General features: G+C 62.4%; 15 protein-coding genes, 1 tRNA gene and 1 pseudogene. 3 read left to right on the top strand and 14 right to left on the bottom strand.

The genetic code is table 11. The annotated features are described in order from the left end of the window. Positions 1–81: 81 nt before the first annotated feature. The 4 genes from P2T68_RS05615 to ptsP all read right to left on the bottom strand — a co-directional run bounded on the left by P2T68_RS05615 (position 82) and on the right by ptsP (position 7,243). Positions 82–1,623, bottom strand: a complete 1,542-nt coding sequence (locus P2T68_RS05615) for an alkaline phosphatase D family protein (protein ID WP_277379137.1) — start codon at positions 1,621–1,623, stop codon at positions 82–84. Positions 1,624–1,712: 89 nt separating this feature from the next. Continuing rightward, positions 1,713–3,431, bottom strand: coding sequence for a PTS fructose-like transporter subunit IIB (locus tag P2T68_RS05610; RefSeq protein ID WP_277379136.1), 1,719 nt, complete (start codon positions 3,429–3,431; stop codon positions 1,713–1,715). Positions 3,432–3,442: 11 nt separating this feature from the next. Then, entirely contained in the window at positions 3,443–4,384 is a 942-nt protein-coding gene (gene pfkB / locus P2T68_RS05605; protein WP_277379135.1) for a 1-phosphofructokinase, read from the bottom strand. Continuing rightward, positions 4,385–7,243, bottom strand: coding sequence for a phosphoenolpyruvate--protein phosphotransferase (gene ptsP / locus P2T68_RS05600; protein ID WP_024073396.1), 2,859 nt, complete (start codon positions 7,241–7,243; stop codon positions 4,385–4,387). 294 nt (positions 7,244–7,537) lie between these two features. Here ptsP and cra point away from each other — a divergent pair, with 294 nt between their 5' ends. Together cra and P2T68_RS05590 are read left to right on the top strand one after the other, a co-directional pair. Then, a complete protein-coding gene (gene cra / locus P2T68_RS05595) occupies positions 7,538–8,533 on the top strand; it encodes a catabolite repressor/activator (protein ID WP_024073395.1) in 996 nt (331 codons plus the stop codon). A gap of 2 nt (positions 8,534–8,535) precedes the next feature. Continuing rightward, positions 8,536–9,312 (top strand): TatD family hydrolase, encoded by a 777-nt coding sequence (locus P2T68_RS05590; protein ID WP_277379134.1) that lies wholly within the window; start codon positions 8,536–8,538, stop codon positions 9,310–9,312. Here P2T68_RS05590 and P2T68_RS05585 read toward each other — a convergent pair. The 5 genes from P2T68_RS05585 to P2T68_RS05565 all read right to left on the bottom strand — a co-directional run bounded on the left by P2T68_RS05585 (position 9,259) and on the right by P2T68_RS05565 (position 15,616). Beyond that, positions 9,259–9,696 carry a hypothetical protein gene (locus P2T68_RS05585; RefSeq protein WP_024073393.1) on the bottom strand — a complete coding sequence of 146 codons (438 nt, stop codon included), beginning with the start codon at positions 9,694–9,696 and terminating at the stop codon, positions 9,259–9,261. The two genes, P2T68_RS05590 and P2T68_RS05585, sit on opposite strands and share 54 nt — an antisense overlap. A 129-nt stretch (positions 9,697–9,825) precedes the next feature. Next, positions 9,826–11,856, bottom strand: coding sequence for a methyl-accepting chemotaxis protein (locus P2T68_RS05580; RefSeq protein WP_150054129.1), 2,031 nt, complete (start codon positions 11,854–11,856; stop codon positions 9,826–9,828). Between the two features lie 151 nt (positions 11,857–12,007). Continuing rightward, the gene (ampE, locus tag P2T68_RS05575) at positions 12,008–12,844 is read right to left on the bottom strand and encodes a regulatory signaling modulator protein AmpE (protein ID WP_024073391.1); all 837 of its coding nucleotides are present in this window, start codon (positions 12,842–12,844) and stop codon (positions 12,008–12,010) included. Further along, positions 12,841–13,404 carry a 1,6-anhydro-N-acetylmuramyl-L-alanine amidase AmpD gene (gene ampD, locus P2T68_RS05570; protein WP_024073390.1) on the bottom strand — a complete coding sequence of 188 codons (564 nt, stop codon included), beginning with the start codon at positions 13,402–13,404 and terminating at the stop codon, positions 12,841–12,843. Before ampD ends, ampE begins: the two co-directional genes overlap by 4 nt. A gap of 61 nt (positions 13,405–13,465) precedes the next feature. Beyond that, a complete protein-coding gene (locus P2T68_RS05565) occupies positions 13,466–15,616 on the bottom strand; it encodes a DUF1631 domain-containing protein (protein ID WP_024073389.1) in 2,151 nt (716 codons plus the stop codon). A 244-nt stretch (positions 15,617–15,860) separates the two neighbouring features. Here P2T68_RS05565 and nadC point away from each other — a divergent pair, with 244 nt between their 5' ends. Then, entirely contained in the window at positions 15,861–16,709 is an 849-nt protein-coding gene (gene nadC, locus P2T68_RS05560; RefSeq protein ID WP_150054127.1) for a carboxylating nicotinate-nucleotide diphosphorylase, read from the top strand. A 7-nt stretch (positions 16,710–16,716) separates the two neighbouring features. On the opposite strand, the pseudogene P2T68_RS35160 reads toward nadC, so the two are convergent. The 5 genes and pseudogenes from P2T68_RS35160 to P2T68_RS05540 all read right to left on the bottom strand — a co-directional run. Then, a pseudogene (locus P2T68_RS35160) lies at positions 16,717–16,806 on the bottom strand (outer membrane lipoprotein carrier protein LolA); the annotation flags it as partial. 24 nt (positions 16,807–16,830) lie between these two features. Further along, positions 16,831–17,136: a DUF6388 family protein gene (locus tag P2T68_RS05555; RefSeq protein WP_024073387.1), complete on the bottom strand. Its 306-nt coding sequence runs from the start codon at positions 17,134–17,136 to the stop codon at positions 16,831–16,833. A gap of 150 nt (positions 17,137–17,286) precedes the next feature. Next, positions 17,287–17,359: transfer RNA gene (locus P2T68_RS05550), tRNA-Thr, on the bottom strand. A 39-nt stretch (positions 17,360–17,398) separates the two neighbouring features. Beyond that, positions 17,399–18,808: an O-antigen ligase family protein gene (locus P2T68_RS05545; protein ID WP_277379132.1), complete on the bottom strand. Its 1,410-nt coding sequence runs from the start codon at positions 18,806–18,808 to the stop codon at positions 17,399–17,401. A 34-nt stretch (positions 18,809–18,842) separates the two neighbouring features. After that, a complete protein-coding gene (locus P2T68_RS05540) occupies positions 18,843–19,256 on the bottom strand; it encodes a pilin (RefSeq protein WP_024073385.1) in 414 nt (137 codons plus the stop codon). Positions 19,257–19,316 lie beyond the last annotated feature (60 nt).

The following is a 19,316-nucleotide window of genomic DNA, read 5'->3' as shown; positions in this document are numbered from 1 at the left end:
ACTGATACACCGCTATCGGGGGCAAGCCCCCTCCCACAGTTTTTGACTGTATTTCAAGTCAGTTTTTGACTGTATTCCAAGTCAGACCGGTTGCAGCTTTTGCTCGAACACTGAAACCCCATCCAGATCGCGCAGCATCACCGTCAACTCTGCCGTCTGCCCATCAATCTGCACCTCGCCAAAAAACTGGAACCCGGCAAACGGCGAGGTGTTCTGCGCCGGCGGGGCCTTCTCGAACACCACCTCGGGCCCAAAGGTTTTATCCAGCGGATTCGGACCGAAGCTGCCCGCATTCAATGGCCCGGCGACGAACTCCCAGAACGGCTCGAAATCCTGGAACGCCGCACGATCCGGGTGGTAATGGTGCGCCGCGCAGTAATGCACATCGGCCGTCAGCCACACGTGGTTGCGTACCTGTTGGGCACGTAGAAACCCCAACAATTCGGCAATCTCCAACTCACGACCTTGCGCCGGGCCTGGGTCGCCGTTGGCGATGGCTTCCCAGCGCGGCACGCCGGGGCTGACTTCACCGTCGGGCACACCGAGGCCGATAGGCATGTCGGCGGCAATCACCTTCCACTGGGCCTGGGAGGCCTTGAGTTCGCGCTTGAGCCAGTCCAGTTGCTCACGGCCAAGGAAGGGTTTTTCGCCGCCCAGGTTGTCGTCGTTGGGGCCGCGATAACTGCGCATATCGAGCACGAAGACATCCAACAAAGGGCCATAACTGAGCTTGCGGTAGATGCGCCCGCCACCGTCGGCGCTTTGTCGGCGCATCGGCGAATATTCCAGCCACGCCTGGCGCGCGCGGCCGACCAGGGTGTTGATGTCCTTGATCTGGTAACGCTCATCCAACTGCTTGCTCGGCGACCAGTTGTTCACCACCTCGTGGTCGTCCCACTGCCAGATCTGCGGTACCTCGGCGTTGAAGCGCCGCACGTTTTCATCCAGCAGGTTGTAACGGTAGTTACCACGATAGTCGTCGAGGCTTTCAGCAACTTTGCTCTTGGCTTCGGTGGTGATGTTGCGCCAGATGCGCCCGCCCTCGGTGGTCAGTTGCGCAGGGACCGGGCCGTCGGCGTAGATGGTGTCGCCACTGTGGATAAAAAAGTCCGGCAAGCGCAGGCGCATGGCTTCGTAGATGCGCATGCCGCCAATGTCCGGATTGATCCCGAAGCCTTGGCCGACGGTGTCGCCGCTCCATACAAAACGAATATCGCGGCGCTGTTGCGGCACGCTGCGCAAGTGGCCGAACCACGGTTCGCTGGCGACGCCGGTCTGGGCATCTTCGAAGTGCACGCGGTAGAAAATCGCCTGGTCGGCGGGCAGGCCGGTGAGTTCGACACGCGCGGTAAAGTCGCTGTAGCTGTCGGCCAGCGGCGAGACGAATCGGCGCGGGTTACTGAACACACTGCGGGTGTCCCACTCCACCACCATCCGCGCCGGGCGGTCGCTGCGGCTCCAGATCATCGCGCGATCACCGAGCAGGTCGCCGGACTGCACACCATCGGTCAGTTGCGGACGGTCTTTGACCGACGCGATTACCGCCGGCGCCAGGCCAGGCAGCAACAGGCCGGCGCCGACGACTTGCATCACGCGGCGACGGCCAAGGTCGAAGTGGCTCATGCAGGTGCCCTCTTGAGTATCAAAAGGGCAAGTTGAACACGCGTGGATGAAGTGGATATGACACCGCCCCACCCACATTGTCCATGGCGTCAGGCTTGGGCGGGCGCGGCCGTCAGTTCCACCGCTTCCGGACGTTTGATCAGTGCATACACCAGCCCGGTCAGCAGGCTACCGGCGACGATCGCCAGCAGATACAACAGCGCATGGTTCATCGCATTCGGGATGATCAACACAAACAACCCACCATGGGGCGCCGCCAGCTTGCAGCCAAAGTACATCGACAGCGCTCCCGTCAGGGCACCGCCAGCGATGCTGGAGGGGATCACCCGCAGTGGGTCCTTGGCGGCGAACGGGATCGCGCCTTCCGAGATAAAGCACAAGCCCAGAATCATCGCGGCCTTGCCCGCTTCACGCTCGGTCTGGGCGAACTTGCGCCGCGCCAGGAACGTGGCGATGCCCATGCCGATCGGCGGCACCATACCCGCCGCCATGGTCGCAGCCATCGGTGCGCCGCTCGATGCCGCCAGCAAGCCGACGGAGAACGCGTACGCGGCCTTGTTGATCGGCCCGCCGAGGTCGACACACATCATGCCGCCCAACAGAATGCCCAGCAGCACCGCGTTGGTGGTGCCCATGGTGCTGAGAAAATCCGTCAGCCCCGTGAGCAGACGCGCCACGGGTGGGCCGACCAGGTAAATCATCGCCAGGCCGGTGAACAAACTCGCCAGCAACGGGATGATCAGGATCGGCTTGAGTGCCTCCAGGCTCTGCGGCAAACGTATCGCGCGGGTGATCAGCTTGACGCAGTAGCCGGCGAGGAAACCGGCGAGAATCCCGCCGATAAACCCGGCGCCCAGCGTACCGGCCAGCAGCCCGCCGATCATGCCGGGGGCCAGGCCCGGACGGTCGGCGATGGAGTAGGCGATATAGCCCGCCAGCAGCGGCACCATCAGCATAAAGGCCTGGTCGCCAACGGTCTTGAGGGCCGCTGCCAGGGTGCCTTTTTCTTCGAAGGCATGGATGCCGAACACAAATGACAAGGCGATCAACAAGCCGCCCGCCACCACCATCGGCAACATGAACGACACACCGGTCAACAGGTGTTTGTACACCCCGGTTTTTTCCGACTTGGCTACCGCACCGCTGGCCGCGCTTTCCACGGCGCCTTCGGCGAGGGCCTTATTAAGAGTCGCTTCGGCCTGCTTGAGGGCGATGCCGGTGCCGCAGCGGTAGATCTTCTTGCCGGCGAAGCGCTCGGTGGCGACTTCAATATCCGCCGCCAGCAGTACCACGTCGGCGTCGGCAATCGCCTGCGGGCTCAGCGGTGTGCGCGCGCCGACCGATCCCTGGGTTTCCACCTGCAAGTCATAACCCAGTCGCTTGGCCGCCTGCTGCAAGGCTTCGGCGGCCATGAAGGTGTGCGCGACACCGGTCGGGCAGGCGGTAATCGCGACGATACGCGGGGCCTGCTTCGTCGCCACCGAGGCTTGGCTGACGACATACTCCCGGGCTTCTTCTGCGCCACGGCGCAGTACCGCGTCAACGTCCTGCAACGCCTGCGCCGGAGTGCTCTGGAACACGCGCTTGCCGACAAACCGCTGCATGTCCACCGGGGTGCTGCTGACCAGCAAGACCCATTCGGCGTCGTCGATGATCGCCTGGGACAACTGCCGTTCCGGGCGCTGCACGTCGACCACTTCGACGCTGGTGCTCCACCCCTGGCGCTGCGCGGCAGCGTCCAGCAAGCGCGCACACAGCACACTGGTGACCATACCGTTCGGGCAGGCGGTAACAATGGCTAACTTCATCACAAACCCTCTTATTGTTCTGTCAGCGGGCGCACATGGACGCCGCTTTCGAGGCGCGCCAACTGCGCGTCATCGCTGATGCCAAAGCCGATCTGCGTCACCGCCATGGCGGCAATCGCCGTGGCGCGGCGCAAGGTGGTTTCGGGTACATCGAAGCTGAGCAAACCGTGGAGCATGCCGGCCAGCAACGAATCCCCCGCGCCTACGGTGCTGGTGACGCGGACCTTGGGCGGCGTGGCCTGCAGCGCCGTGCCCGGGCTGAACCAGTTCACGCCGTCGGCACCGTGGGATACCACCACATGCTCAACGCCCCGCGCGTGTAGATGCTCAGCCGCGTCGGCTTGTTGCGCGACGGAATCCGTGGGGCAATCCAGGGCGTCAGCCAATTCTTCGGTGTTGGGTTTGATCAGCCATGGGCCAGCGTTCAACCCGGCGCGCAACGCGGCGCCGCTGGTGTCCAGAGCGACCTTCAAACCGAGGCCTTTCAACTGCACCAACAGGCCTTCGAACCACTGCGGGCTGACGCCACGCGGCAAACTGCCGGCGACCACCACCGCATCGTGCCCGGGGGCGATCAGCATGAGTTGGTTGAGCAACGCTTGCTGCGCCTGCTCGCTGACCAGCGGGCCCGGCGCATTGATGTCGGTGACGCGGCCATCCTGCTCGGCAATCTTGATGTTGCTGCGGGTTTCACCCGGCACGCGGATAAACGCATCGACAAAACCACGGCGAGCGATCAGCGCCTCGAACGCTTGGGGGTTGTCTTCCCCCAGAAAACCACCGACCGTCACTTGATGGCCCAGGTCAGCCAACACCTGGGCCACGTTCACGCCCTTGCCGGCCGCGTGGGTCTGCAGGGGTTCGCTGCGGTTGACTTCACCGGGCTCCAGGCGCGCCAAGCACACCGTAAGGTCCAACGCCGGGTTCAGCGTCAGGGTCAGAATCCTTGCCATCTACACGGCCTCCACAAGGGCTCGCACTTCGGCGGGCGAACCCACCGCAAGTGCTTTTTGCGCCAGGCCCTGGGCCTCGCTCAGACTGAATTCGCGCACGCGCGCCTTCACTTCGGGAATGCTGCGCGCCGACACGCTCAACTCGTCCACGCCCAGGCCCACCAGCACCGGCACCGCCAGCGGATCGGCGGCCAGCTCGCCGCACACACCGACCCATTTGCCATGGGCATGGGCCGCGCGCACGGTGATATCGATCAGTTGCAACACGGCCGGGTGCAAGCCATCGGCCTGGGCCGACAGCGTTGGGTGGCCGCGGTCGATGGCCAGGGTGTATTGGGTCAGGTCGTTGGTGCCAACGCTGAAGAAATCCACTTCCTTGGCCAGCACCGGTGCGAGCAACGCAGCCGACGGCACCTCGATCATGATCCCCAGTTGCAGATCGGCCACCGGGATTTCCAGGCGCAGGCGCTCGGTCATGTCCCGTGCTGCGCGCCACTCATCCACGCTGCCCACCATAGGGAACATGATGCGCAGCGGCCGGTTATCCGCCGAGCGCAGCAGCGCGCGCAATTGCGCCTCCATGATCTGCGGGCGTTGCAAGGTGAGGCGAATGCCGCGCACCCCGAGGAAGGGGTTTTCTTCCTCGGCGATCGGCCAATACGGCAACGGTTTATCGCCCCCCACATCGAGGGTGCGCACCACCAGCGGGCGACCGTCGAGGCCGTCCAGTACACGCCGGTATTCAGCTTCCTGGGTGGCTTCGTCCGGCGCTTGCGGGTGGGCCATGAAAATCAGTTCGGTGCGCAGCAAGCCAATGCCTTCGGCGCCCTGCTCCACCGCACTCGCTACGCCGGCGCTTTCGCCGATGTTGGCGAACACTTCCACGGCGTGACCGTCGCGGGTCACCGCAGGTTCGTGGCGCTGCGCCGAGGCGGCTTGCAGGCGTTGCTCGCGGGTGTCGCGTTCAACGGTGGCGCGTTGCAGGGTGGCAGTGTCCGGGGTGACATGCAGGCGGCCTCGCTGGCCATCGAGCAATAACAGGGTGCCGGCGGCCAGCAGCAACACGCCCGGGCCGGCGCCCACCAACGCGGGGATGCCAAGGGCACGGGCGACGATGGCACTGTGGGCCGTCGCCCCGCCACGGGCAGTGAGGATACCCGCGACCCGCGCCGGGTCGAGCCGCGCCACATCCGATGGGCCGACCTCGTCCATCACCAGAATGTAGGGGTCGTGCGGCTCCTGGGCCGTTTCAATACCGCACAGTTGTGCCAGCACGCGGCGACCAATGTCGCGCAGGTCAGCGGCGCGCTCGGCCAGCAAGGCGTCCTGCAACGCCTCCTGCTGCTTGGCGGCGGCTTCGATCACGCTCATCCAGGCCGCCTCGGCGCTTTCGCCCTGCTTGAGGCGGGTGTCGACTTCATCGGTCAGTTCCGGGTCGTCGAGCATTTCCTGGTGGGTGATGAAAATCTCGCGGATCGCCTTGGCCTGGCTGCGTTCGATCAAGCCCTGGATATCGCGACGCACGTCGTTGAGTGCGGCCTGCAAGCGCTGGCGCTCAATGGCCGAAGACTCACCCCGCAGCGGGTAGTCGAAGGGTTGCAGCACCTGGATATGCGCCGGGCCGATGGCGATGCCGGGGGCGGCGGCGATGGCCTGGAGCTGGCTGCCGGCCAACGGCGCGCTGGCCAGCGGTTCGATATCGAGGATTTCAACCTGGGCCACCACGGTCGGCAATGGCTCGACGTCTTCGCCAAGCCCTTCCTCCACCGCCGCCAACAACGCAGGCAGCGCATCGCCGGCGATGGTAGGTTCCGCGACAAACTCCAGTACCTGACCACGCCGTGCACCGAGGCTGAGCAGCTTACTCAAGCTTTTTACCGACACCGCGCCCACCGGGCCATCGACGATACGCACACGGATATCGCCCTCGAAGCTTTTCGCCAATTGCGCGAGGATCTTCGCCGGCCGCGCGTGCAGCCCATGGGCATTGGCCAGGGTGATGCGCACACTGGGCCAGTCGGGCGGCAGTTCGCCGCCGAGCACTTCGAGTACCGCACGGCTGCTGGTGGCGCGCCCCAGTTCCTGGCCGCGACCTTCGATCAACAACGCGCACAGGCGCTCCAGCAAAGCCTGGTGCGCTTCACCGAGGCTGGCCAGGCAGAACAGACCATTCAACGGCTGGCCGAGGTAACGCATGGGTTTATCCGGCGTGACAAACGCCAGGCCAGGGCGCTTGACCGTTTGCTCGCTGTGCAGCCACCACAGGCCATCGCCCAGGGGCAACGCATCGACTTGCTGCAACACCGCGGCAAAGCCATTGCTGACGCAGTCGGCCTGGCGCAGCAGACGAGCACCGCGCCATACCAGTTCTTCAAAATCGTCGGCCGACACGCCCAGGCTGATCATCTGTGCATCCAGCGCCAACTCCTGCGGCGCGCCTTGCAGCAACTTCAGCAAGGCCTCGGCGGAACCGGCACGACGCAGCGCCTGGCCCAGGTCGGTTTCACCGAGGGCGCGGGTCAGCAGTTGCAGCAAGCGCAGGTGTTCATCGGATTTGGCGGCAATGCCAATCGCCAGGTAAACGATCTGGCCGTCGCCCCAATCCACCCCTTCGGGGAACTGCAGCAGGCGCACGCCGGTGGAAAATACCTGGTCGCGGGTTTCGGGAGTCCCGTGGGGGATGGCGATCCCTTGGCCGAGAAAGGTCGAACCTTGGGCTTCACGGGCTTGCAAGCCGCTGAGATAACCCTCGGCGACCAGGCCATCGGCCACCAACTGGTCAGCGAGCAGGTGCAAGGCAGCAGATTTATCCACAGCCACCTGGCCCATGGATATCTGCTCGTGAGTGAGCTCAAGCATGCCGTTCTCCTAGTTAGTGCGGCGGGCGCACTAGGTATTGTTTTGAATAAATCAGTATAAAGTTGATCATGAATAAGCGACTGAGCAGTCAATTGGCAGTAGCCACTCAGTAGCGAACATCGCAAAAATACGCCTGCTGAAACGTTTAATCTAGAATTTATGGCAGATTACGCGTTAATTGCGCATCCTTGAAGAACCACTCGGCACTTGAGCTGAGACATTAGTCGTGTGCAGTAATCGGTTACGATTGGACAAAATGTCGGGGCCAGCTCTAAAAAACAAGGAAATCCCGGTTTGAAACTCAGTGATATCGCACGTCTGGCCGGTGTGTCCGTGACCACCGCCAGTTATGTCATCAACGGCAAAGCCGAACAGCAACGCATCAGCAGCGCGACCGTCGAGCGCGTGCGTGCGGTGGTCGAAGCCCATGGCTTTACGCCCAACCCCCAGGCAGCCGGGCTGCGCAGCCGGCATACCCGCACGCTGGGTTTTATCCTGCCGGACCTGGAAAACCCCAGTTACGCACGGATCGCCAAGCTATTGGAACAAGGCGCCCGCGCGCGTGGTTATCAATTGCTGATCGCCAGCTCCGACGACAATGCCGACAGCGAACGCCAACTGCTGCAACTGTTCCGCGCCCGACGCTGCGATGCGCTGTTTGTCGCCAGTTGCCTGCCGGCCAGCGACGACAGCTATCGCGAGTTACAAACCAAGGGTTTGCCGGTGATTGCCATCGACCGGGTGATGAACGCCGAACAGTTCTGCTCGGTGGTCAGCGACGACCGCCAGGCCTGCCAGCAACTGACCAGCAGCCTGCTGCAACCGGTGCCCAAGCAGATCGCGCTGATCGGTGCGCGGCCTGAGTTGAGCATCAGCCAGGAGCGCGCCGCCGGTTTCCGTGAAGCACTGCAAGGTTTTACCGGCGAAGTGATCGTCGAACAGGGCGAGGCCTTCAGCCGCGATTGTGGCCGCCAACTGATGGAGCAACTTCTCCATCAACTGGGGCATTTGCCTGACGCGCTGGTGACCACCTCTTACGTGCTGCTGCAAGGGGTGTTCGACGCGCTGCATGATTTCCCGCTCAGATCGCGCCCGCTACGCCTGGGGACCTTTGGTGATACGCAGTTGCTGGACTTCCTGCCGTTGCCGGTCAATGCCATGGCCCAGCAACATCAGTTGATCGCCGACACGGCGTTGCGCCTGGCCCTGGCCGCCATCGAAGAAGAGCAGTACCAACCCGGCGTGCATGCCATCGGCCGGACCTTCAAGCGGCGTATTCACGAGGCTTGAGCGTGGAGCTGATTGACACCCACACCCACCTCGACTTTCCGGACTTCGACAGCGATCGCCGGGAAGTCCTCGCCCACAGCCGCCAACTCGGCGTGCAGCGCATGGTGGTACTGGGGGTGTATCAGCAGAATTGGCAGCGGTTGTGGGACCTGGTGCAAGGCGATGAAGGCTTGTTCGCCGCCTTCGGCCTGCACCCGGTGTACCTCGATGACCATCGCCCCGCCGACCTGAAGGAGCTGGGCGATTGGCTGACCCGCCTGCACGGCCATCGACAACTGTGCGCCGTCGGCGAGATCGGCCTGGATTACTTCCTCGAACAACTGGACCGCACACGCCAGCAACACCTGTTTGAAGCCCAACTGAAACTGGCCGTCGATTTCCAACTGCCGGCGCTGTTGCACGTGCGCCGCAGCCATGCCGCCGTGATTGCCACCCTCAAGCGTATCCGCCTGCCACGGGGCGGCATCATCCACGCCTTTGCCGGTAGCCGGGAAGAAGCGCGCGAATACATCAAGCTGGGTTTCAAGCTGGGCCTGGGCGGTGCCGCCACCTGGCCCCAGGCCCTGCGCATGCATAAGGTGCTCGCCCAACTGCCCCTGGACGCAGTGGTGCTGGAAACCGATTCGCCGGACATGGCCCCCGCCATGTACCCCGGCCAGCGTAACAGCCCGCAACACTTGCCCGATATCTGCACCGCGCTGGCCGAACGCATGGGCCTCAGCCCGCTATTGCTGGCTGAAGCGAGCACACGCAATGCGTGCGAGTTGTTCAATTGGTAGGGCGTTGACCGGCCTGACCACTTGCAGGTCCAAGGTCATCCGCTGCCGATGACGGGCGTAGCGTGCCACCAGGAAATGCACCAACAGCACCAGCAATGAAATATTCAACTGCCCGATAACGCTGATCAGCCCGAGCCACTCTGCCACCAACGCCACGATCAGGGCCACGCAGGTGAACACCACCATGCTCAGTCGTACCAAGGCCCAATGGTCCAATGCCCTGAACTGACGCAGTTGCCGGGTGCAGCACAACTGCAGAATCCTATGGCAGTACGGGCAATCGAAGGGTTCTTCAATGGCAATGGCATTCAACTGCCAAGGCTTGAGTTCGAAGGTGATGTCGCAATGGGCGCAGTGCCCTTTGATGCCGATGGCAGCGGTCATCGTCTTGCCTCCCTTGGACTGTGATTATTGGCTGAAACAAATTCTCACCCATTCTCGGCAGCAAAGACGAAGTACAAGAAAATCAAGACAAGTACCACTCCAGCAAAAGAAACATCCTACTCAACAGTCTTACACGCGAAACGCGCCGATCAATTGCTTCAACTCAATCACCTGGCGCGACAACTGCCGGCTGGCCGCCTCGGCCTGATGGGCACCCTGGGCGGCATGTTCACCTGCACGATTGATTTCAACGATGTTCTGGTCGATATCGTGGGCGACGGCGGTTTGCTGCTCCACGGCCGCCGCAATCTGCTGGTTCTGATCGACGATCATGCCGACGGCACCCAGGATGTTTTCCAAGGCCTGCTGGACCTTTTCCGACTGCCCCACCGTGCCATTCGCCATGGCATGGCTGGTTCCCATAGCCTTGACCGCCGCGTCGACACCACTGTGCAAACGGCTGATCATCTGCTCGATTTCCTCGGTGGAGTGCTGGGTCCGCCGCGCGAGGGTGCGCACTTCATCGGCCACCACCGCAAAACCGCGCCCCTGCTCTCCGGCGCGAGCGGCTTCAATCGCGGCGTTCAGCGCCAGTAGATTGGTTTGCTCGGCAATGCTCTTGATCACTTCCAGCACGCTGCTGATCGATTGGCTATCGGTCGCCAACTGGTTGATCACCCGCACCGACTCATCAATGTCCAAGGCCAGGCGCGCGATGCTGCCTTGCTGGGATTGCACCAGGCCACGACCGCTGACGGTTTCATCGTTGACGCTATGGGCGCTGCTGACCGCCGCCGCCGCATTGCGCGCCACTTCCTGGGCCGTGGAGGACATCTGGTTCATGGCGGTCGCCACTTGCTCGATCTGGCTGCGCTGGCCGGACACCGCCTGGTTGCTGCGGACTGAGACCGCCTCCACTTGGCTGGCTTGCAGCTCGACCTGGCCGACGGTGTGGCCGACGCGCTCGATCAGGTCGTGGATCTTGGCCACGGTGCCATTGAACACCTCGCCCAGTTCCCCCAGCTCGTCGCGACTATGAGCGACGAACGTGACCGTCATGTCGCCCGCCGCCACCTTGTCCATCATCACCCCCAGGCGTCGCAGGGTGGTGCGGGTGGAGGCATAGAAGCCCGCGTACAAATAGAAGATCAGCAAAAACACCGCCGCCAGGGCGCACACCAGCACCACCATGTGCGTACGGTACTGCGCCAGGCGCTGCTCCAGCTGGTGCCCGAGAAACGCCAGCGTGGCTTCATCGAGCTGATAGGTCTGGGCCATCAGTTGGCTGACGTTGTCGTAGAAACCCTGCCACGGTGCGTCGAGGGTTTCAGCCATCACCACCTGCTCTTCGAAGACCTCACTGGCTTGCTTGAGGCTGGCATTGCTGGCCTTGGCCAGGCTGTCGAGCGCAGCGTGGGCGGCCTGGCTGGAACCGAGGGCGTCCTGGAGTTTCAGGGCGTATTCGGCGTGGAGTTTTTCCAGTTGCTGCAGCAACTCGTCAAAGCGGGTGCTGGAGGACGAATTGAGGAACCCCTGGCCCAGGGAATAGGCGCCCATCGCCCGCCCCTCCCCCAGTGTCTGGGTGACCTGCGGGGTGATGCTGGTGATCAGCTCGCTGAGCTGGCGCAAATCGCTCTGGGGGTCGCGGCTCAAGCCGGCCTGGCTGGCGATGATCTGGCTGAGCATCTGCGCTTTGTTGAGCAACTTGCCGATCAGCGCGCTTTTACTCAGCAGGGAGGACTCCTGCTGCTGGGCCTTGAAGGCAGCGATCAATTCGTCGCGCTTGGCATCGAAGGCGGCAATTTGCTCAGGGTCGGTGGTCATGGCTGTGAGCCCCTGCACCCGTGCCAACACATGCTGCTCCAACGTGCTGATCTTGCCTTCAAGGTCGCCAGCCTTGCCGGACTGGCCCAGGGTTGCGTTGATTTGCACCTGGTTGTTGAGGGTTTCCAGGTCGCGGCGCAGGGCCAGGCTGCTGCCGAGCAGGTCGAGGCTTTGCAGTTCGATGCGGGTGCCCTGGAATTCACGCCACGAATCACGCACCAGGAAATAGTTGGTCGCCAGCATGGGCAGCAGGAACAGCACACTGATCAGGCTGAACTTCATGCCGAAGCTCAGGCGGTTCATCAGCGCGACGGCGGGATAGAGCAAGCTCTTCACGGGTGAACTCCCTTCCTATTATTTTTATTTGAGGCGCAGGGCGGCGGCAGAAAGCCACTATTTGGCGCTCCGTCTGTATAGCTCAAATCGAAAGGGAGTTTTGTAACTTAAGGTTAACGAGAACGGAGCCGGCGGGCCGGCTCCTCCTAGGTCAGGGCAGCACCGTCCAGATGGCGAACCCGGCATACCACAGCACCGCCGCACGCAGCAGCAGTTCCCACAGGCGATCCAGGCTGTTGATGCCATCAGCCCCCACCACCGGCGGCGGAATCTCAGCGGCCACCAGACCGACTTTTTCGACCAACTGCGCGGCGCTGATGTCCCAGCTCAGCAATTCGTGAAGCATCACACGGCTGACCGCGACGAAGTTGCCCACCAGGGCAAAGCTGGCCGCCAGCAAGCGCACCGGTAACCAGTCGAAGGCATGGCGCAGTTGGCCGGCACGCTCGGCTACCAAGGGGTTCTGGCTGTGCTCACTGGCCAGTGCCAGCAGGCGATAAGCCAGGGCCGCGACAGGGCCCAGCAGGAAGTACCAGAAGATCACCGCGAAGAAACTCTGGTAGGCCTGCCATAGAAGATGGCCCTGAACCCGTTCCAGCAGTTGTTCCCCGCTGTCCGCTGCGATCTTCAGGTCTCGCTCGGCCACATGCTCGGCGGCCTGCAAGTCGCCCCGGCGCCACGCATCGCGAAACGGTCCGAGGCCGGCGAGCAGATCCCCCCGCCCCAGGCTGTAGATCACCACCAACAGGTGCACCGGCAACGCCAACAGGCCGTAGGCCACCGGCTCCAGTACCAGCAGCAGCAAGGCCAGCAAGGCCACCGGCAACAACACCAGCAACGCCAGGATCAGCCACGGCTGCTTGCCCATGCGCGGGCTTGCCTCCAACTTGGCCAGCTCGCGTAACCAGCCGCCATCTCGCTGCAACCGCTGGCGCAAGGCCGAGAATTTCTCGATCCACACGGCCAGCACCAATACCAGGAAACTCATTGTGCGTGTCCTCCATCCTGCAGGGCGCTACGAAAGCGTACCCAATCAAAAGCGGGGCCAGGGTCGGTCTTGCGCCCCGGCGCGATATCACTGTGGCCACAAATGCGCTGACGGGTAATGTCGGGGTAAGCCACCAGCAACTGGCGCGTCAGGTCGATCAGCGACGCATACTGCGCATCCGTGAACGGCAAGTCATCCGTACCTTCCAGTTCGATACCAAGGGAAAAGTCATTGCAGGTCTCACGCCCATCGAAGCACGAAACCCCGGCATGCCAGGCCCGGTCGAGGCACGATACAAACTGCGTCACCGTGCCGTCGCGCTCAATCAGAAAATGCGCAGACACCCGTAAGTCGGCAATCCCTTCAAAGTAGGGATGTTCCGTGACATCCAGGCGATTCTGGAAAAACGCCTGCACCTTGCCGGTCGCGAACTGCGCTGGCGGCAGGCTGATGTTATGCACCACCAACAGTGAGATTTCGCCGGTGGGGCGCTCGTTGAAGTTGGGCGAAGGGCAGTGCGCAATGCCCTGGCACCAGCCGCTGGTGGGGTCCAACTGCATACAGGATCCTTGAACGTGACGAAGTGTGACCAGTATGCCGCGTTCCACCCGGTGGGTGCGATCACTTGCCGCGATTGAGTTGACGCAATGTGTTCGTCACCGCTGCCAGCGCGCGGTCGAACAACAGGCCATCGTCCAGCAGGCGCAAGGTGCCACGCTTGAACGCCAGCGCCAGTTGGCCGACGCTTTTCTCCAAGACCTTGAGCCCCATGCGGTTGACGAAAATGTAGCGGTTGGACGGCGCCATGATCGCCGTAAGCTTGCAGCGCAGGGGGGGTTCTTCAAGCGCCTGGAACTCGACCCAACCTCCGACACGCAGTTGCTGGACCTTGAGCCGCGCGGGATCGTCCAGCGGCAGGTCCTCGGCGGTGTCGGGCAGGCCCGGGCTGAGCACAAACGGCTGGCTGACTTCGACCAGGGTCTCGACGCCCTCACCCGGCTGAATATGCAGGGCCTGCAACCGCACAAAAAACTCACGCGTACTGAAAGGATCGAACGCCGCGCTGGTCAAGCCATCGCGCAACGCTTTGAGCAAGCCCGGTAGTTGCTCCAGTAAATGCCGCCCGGCCTCGGTGTCTTGCTGCAGGCTCACACTCCAGATCAACTCGTCCATGGTCCGCAACCCCGCCTGCCATTGCACCGACTCTTCGCCGTGCTTGAGGCTGGCCAGCAACAGTACCTGGCTCCAGGCCTGCTGGAGAAATTGCACCACGGCGCGCGGCAGTACTTTGCCCAGCAGCCGGCGGTTCAGCACATCCGCCACGCGCTGGCGAGCCTCTTCGGTACGCAGGTGCCCGGCTTCAGCGTCACGGGTGTGCTGTTCGATCAGCTCACTGCGGCGCCGCTCGTTCGCGGTAAACGCGCAGAACTCCGTCAAAAGCTGGGTAAAAATCGCCGGATCCTCGACAAACTCGTTCAACAAACGCTGTACCACCTGCTCGATGCGCACGTACAGGCTGTCGCGCTGATACTCATCGCACGGGTTCCAGGTCATGGCCATGGCCGCGATTTCATTGAGCAGCCGACGGGCCGGGTGGCTGGGGCGACTGAAAAAACTCTTATCCAGCACCGCCACTTTCAGCAAGGGAATCTGCAAGCGTGCGATCAAGGCCTTGAAGGCGTCAGGCACGCCATGGTCATTGAGCATGAACTCGAACAGCAGGGCGATCAGGTTGATCACGTCTTCGTCGGCATCCTCCACCACGCGGGACTTGCCACTCTTGACACTGACCCGGGTCAACAGCTGTTCAAGCTGGTTGCGCAAGTCGAAGTCGTCCTCGACGTCCGGCTCCGGTACGTATTGCTGCAAGTGCGACAGCAGGCGCAACAGGTCACGGGTGGCAATCGGCTGAGGTTCGGCACTGGCTTCGAGGGTGGGCGCCACGCTGCCACGTACGGCCGCCAGCAGTTCCTGCAGGGCGGCAAAGGCTTGCTGGCCGTTTTCGTCGACCGGTTGATCGGACGTCGGCACATTGTCTTCACGCGGATGCTCGCGTGTCGCCCGCCCGCCGAGGCGCCGCGACGGCACAGCCTTGAGCTCGGGCAGCACCCCCGTGGCAACCAGCAACTGATTGGCCTCGCCGTACAGGTAGTCGGCGTCGCTGAGGACGTACTTTTCAAATAGCTTGAGCATGATCAGCTTGACGCGGATTTCCACCCCGAGGCTGCGCCCTGCCCGCAGGAAGAACTCACACAACAACGCCGGCCCCAGGGGGTTCTCACGCTCATCCAGGTGCTTATCCAGCAATGCATTCAGGCGCGCGGTCAATTGCCCCAGGGCCAAGCCATCGCGATGGCGCACGCGAACCAGCATGGCCTCCAACGCCACGGTTTTTTCCCGGTCATCGCTGGAGGTGCCTGACGCCGTATCGTAGGAAACCACCGGAACCAACTGCAGGTCACCGCGCCCAGCCTGGCCCAGGTTGGCAAAGGCCTCGAACAATTGCTCCATGAACACCCGTTCGAAATTCTTGCGCTTGAGGCGCAAGTCACGCATGGCTTCAAAGAAAATATGGTGATCGATGTTGTTGCGGGCCTTGTCGGCCATTTCGAACAGGGTGTCGTCGGCGTTATCGAACAGTTCCTGCAAGCCCTGCTGCAATTGTTGCGCGGACTTGTCGCGAACCTGCAGCAATACCACCGGCAGGCGAGCGAGCGGCGATGGCGTGGCCTGTGCCTTGTGAATAGGCACCACCTTTCCGTCATTGTGCATCCTGGCCTCCTGAAACGGCGGTGTGGGTTGGGGAACGATCGGGTACAGGGCCGGCTGGGCACTGCGGTTTTCCGGTTATCACCAGTACGTCAAAGCTATGACGCCAATTGCAAGGCGCGAGATTATCTTGCAAATGAGGGCCGTTGCGCCAGCAAACTCTGTCATTGGCGTGTAAATGAGCAGGTGGCTGGGTTCAAACGCGCGCTGCCCCTATAATCGGGGCACTTTGTTTGTGGAGCCTGTTATGCCGAACCTCCGTCTTGCCGACCTCACCGCCGAAATCGAAGCCAATGTGCGCCGCGCACTGCTGGAAGACATCGGCAGTGGCGACATCACCGCACAGTTGATCCCGGCCGAACGGCTGGCCAAGGCCACGATCATCACGCGCGATGCGGCGGTGATCAGTGGTACCGCTTGGGTAGACGCGGTGTTCCGCCAGCTGGACCCGCGGGTCGCCGTGCATTGGCAAGTCGCCGACGGTGAACGCGTGAGCCCCAACCAGGCGCTGTTCCACCTTGAAGGCCCGGCACGCTCGCTGCTCAGCGGCGAGCGTTGCGCATTGAATTTTCTGCAGTTGTTGTCAGGCGTAGCCACTCGGGCCCAGTACCTCGCCGATTTTGTCGCCAGCACCCAGGTCAAGCTGCTCGACACGCGCAAGACCCTTCCCGGCCTGCGCCTGGCGCAGAAGTACGCCGTGACCTGCGGGGGCTGCCACAACCACCGTATTGGCTTGTATGACGCCTTTCTGATCAAGGAAAACCATATCGCGGCCTGCGGAGGCATTGCCCAGGCCATTAACGCCGCGCACCAGATCGCCCCAGGCAAGCCGGTGGAAATCGAAGTGGAAAGCCTGGACGAATTGCGCGACGCCCTGGCGGCGGGCGCCGACATCATCATGCTCGATGAACTGAGCCTGGATGACATGCGCGAAGCCGTGCGCCTGAATGGCGGCAAGGCCAAGCTGGAAGCCAGCGGCGGGATCAATGAAAACACCCTGCTGCCCATCGCAGAAACCGGAGTGGATTACATCTCCATCGGCGCGATGACCAAGGATGTGAAGGCGGTGGATTTGTCGATGCGCCTCAGTATTTGAGCACCTTAACTGTAGGAGCGAGCTTGCTCGCGAAAAACCTGAGAACGCCGCAGGGTACCAGGCAGCCCGCGTCATCGTTAGCGATTTTCGCGAGCAAGCTCGCTCCTACACAAGCAAGCGCTTAAACCACCAGGTCATTCATCTCGCAGTACTCTTCCCACTCGACACCCAGCACCTCGGCCGCTTCCTTGTGCAGGGCCAGCCGTGCCGCTTCGAACTCTTCCGGTGTCGAGGTGTACTTGAGGGTCAGCTCCCAAGGCTGCAAGCCCTGGCTCTCGGCCTCGTCCTCGAATGCCCACTGGATCTGGTCACGCTGATCTTCAGCGCTCAGGTCCTTGATCTCTTCTTTAAGCTGCGGCGATTCCCCGATGTACTTGTCGAGGGCTGCTTGGTGCCGAACTTCCTGGGTCATCTCAGTCGTGGTCATGTTGTTCTCTTAGATCGAGGAATGGGGATGCATCTGGGTCATCAAGGTTGCGCAGATACAAAAGAACAGGCACGAATGCCGGCTCGTCTGGCCTTCAGAACCATTCTGGGATCATCTGAAAACGTTGCCTTTGAAACACTGTTGCCTTTGTGCCCGAGACAGGAATCGAACCTGCGACCTTCGCGTTACGAGTGCGCTGCTCTACCGGCTGAGCTACACGGGCGGTGGGCTAAAGCTAGCACCGCATCGGGCGTCCGGCAACTTACGGCGGTGAGAGGGCAATCACGCCCTGAGCCCAGAAGCGCGGTTGCAGGTACCCGCCACGGGTATCCAGATAGCGCTGCTGCGCTTGCTGGAGATGCGGCAGGTCACGCACGGCCACCCACACCAGCAGACCAACGGCCAACACACTCGCCACGTTCCAGGCGCCCCAGGCCAGGGGCAATGCGGGCGTTGCCGGGGTGCGCCAGGCATGCAACGCCATCAGCCAGCCCACCACCAGCGCCAACCACACCTGCGAGTTAGGCATCACGATCACACCATCCACCATGGACTGCGTCAGCGCGCCGATCAGCGACGCAAACAGGCAGGTGCGCAGCAGGTCGGCACACGTTGCAAATTGCGCCCGTTCACGGAGTACGCCAACGGTGGCCCAACTCGCCCGCCACGCCAGAATTGCCACGCATAGGGCCGATGGCATGCCCCATTCACTGGCCCATTGCAGGATCGCCTGATGGGGGTGGGCAGCAATGTTGTTGGCAATATCGGCGAAATGCATCGGCCCAAAACCCAACCATGGATGCTCGACCAGCATGTGCCACGCTTGCCACCAGATCGGGCCGCGCCCCGACAGAGAGGTGGTCAGGCGATCGGCTGCCGCCTGGGAAACTTCGATGCCCAGGTACCCCACCAGCACCGTGAACAAGAGCCAATACAGCAATAGCCCACCGCACAGTGCCACCCACTGCCAGGCCAGCCAGCGCCGCCCCCAAGGCCCCAGCACTGCCAGCACCCCACTTGCCATCGCCATGCCAAGCCACGTGCCACGTGTGCCGCCGCTGATTGCGATCAACCACCAGACACACAACAACGCCAACACCGCACTTCGTACGGGACGGCTGACGCCGGGCAGCAGCAGGGGAAGGGCCAGCAACGGCAGAGTGAAGGTCTGGAATTGACCGTAGAAACGCTTATTGGCAAAACCTGACAGGAGCAGGTCAGGGTCCAGTAACCGTTGACCACTGGGAATAACCAGCAGGCCAGCATGCAGATACTGGATCGATTTGATCAGGCACAACAGCACCACGACCAGCACCAGGACGCGGTCCAAAGGCTCACCGCCGTGGCGCCGAAGCAAGGCAAATGCAAGCGCAATCGCCCCACATACGATAAACAGCGCCACCTCGGTGAATGCCCAGAGTGGCTGGTGGGCCAGGGCCGAAGACAGCAGGCCCAGCCCGATAATCAGCACCAGGCCTATGGCGGTGGGCCGATCCACCAGCCGCTCAATCGGAGAAACCGACAGCCCATACAGCACCGCACACAATCCCAGGGCAATCTGCACCCCTCGTTGCAGGTCGTGCCCACTGAAGGGGGCACAGATGCCCAGCACCAACAGGCACACCGCTGCCACCAGGAAAACATTGCCGCGCTGCTGCAGGGATAACGACATTGGCCACCTTTACATCCATGTGCGGGGCTTGACGTTAAGCACCGCTGGCATCACAACCCTTGGCGGCGTATTTCGCCTCAGCGGTGGTCACGCACTTCCAGCCGGCGGTGGCGCTGCGCGTCAGGGTGATGGTCTTGCCCAGCACCGGCGCCGGGGCATCGAGTATTTCGCAACTGATGGAACCGTTACCGGTGGCGACATCCCCGGCCACGTCGATCTTGCAGTTGGCGGTCGGGCTGGTGCCGCCGACCAGTTCCAGCTTCGGCTCGGTGCCTTGGTTGAAAACATCCTCGTAGCCGGCTTTCAACGCGGTGATCTCAGCCAGCCCCGCGGTGAACTTGGCCTTGGCCTGGTGCGTGGTGTACATGGGCAAGCCGATGGTGGCCAAAATGCCGATGATTGCCACGACGATCAACAACTCGATCAAGGTAAAGCCTTTCTGACGCATCACATTCACTCTCCAGAATAGAACCCATGACAAGGCGCGTCCTGCACCCCGTATTTCACA

The sequence above is a fragment of the Pseudomonas sp. G11 genome, from assembly GCF_029457515.1.
GTDB lineage: Bacteria > Pseudomonadota > Gammaproteobacteria > Pseudomonadales > Pseudomonadaceae > Aquipseudomonas > Aquipseudomonas gorinensis.
Note: the sequence above shows the minus strand (reverse complement) of the source record. Positions and strands in the feature narration are given on the sequence as shown.

Excerpts from the sequence above, each read along its gene's own strand:
- P2T68_RS05615 (WP_277379137.1), bottom strand. The coding sequence starts at position 1,623 with ATGAGCCACTTCGACCTTGGCCGTCGCCGCGTGATGCAAGTCGTCGGC.
- P2T68_RS05610 (WP_277379136.1), bottom strand. The coding sequence starts at position 3,431 with ATGAAGTTAGCCATTGTTACCGCCTGCCCGAACGGTATGGTCACCAGT.
- pfkB (WP_277379135.1), bottom strand. The coding sequence starts at position 4,384 with ATGGCAAGGATTCTGACCCTGACGCTGAACCCGGCGTTGGACCTTACG.
- ptsP (WP_024073396.1), bottom strand. The coding sequence starts at position 7,243 with ATGCTTGAGCTCACTCACGAGCAGATATCCATGGGCCAGGTGGCTGTG.
- P2T68_RS05585 (WP_024073393.1), bottom strand. The coding sequence starts at position 9,696 with ATGACCGCTGCCATCGGCATCAAAGGGCACTGCGCCCATTGCGACATC.
- ampE (WP_024073391.1), bottom strand. The coding sequence starts at position 12,844 with ATGAGTTTCCTGGTATTGGTGCTGGCCGTGTGGATCGAGAAATTCTCG.
- ampD (WP_024073390.1), bottom strand. The coding sequence starts at position 13,404 with ATGCAGTTGGACCCCACCAGCGGCTGGTGCCAGGGCATTGCGCACTGC.
- P2T68_RS05565 (WP_024073389.1), bottom strand. The coding sequence starts at position 15,616 with ATGCACAATGACGGAAAGGTGGTGCCTATTCACAAGGCACAGGCCACG.
- nadC (WP_150054127.1), top strand. The coding sequence starts at position 15,861 with ATGCCGAACCTCCGTCTTGCCGACCTCACCGCCGAAATCGAAGCCAAT.
- P2T68_RS05555 (WP_024073387.1), bottom strand. The coding sequence starts at position 17,136 with ATGACCACGACTGAGATGACCCAGGAAGTTCGGCACCAAGCAGCCCTC.
- P2T68_RS05545 (WP_277379132.1), bottom strand. The coding sequence starts at position 18,808 with ATGTCGTTATCCCTGCAGCAGCGCGGCAATGTTTTCCTGGTGGCAGCG.
- P2T68_RS05540 (WP_024073385.1), bottom strand. The coding sequence starts at position 19,256 with ATGCGTCAGAAAGGCTTTACCTTGATCGAGTTGTTGATCGTCGTGGCA.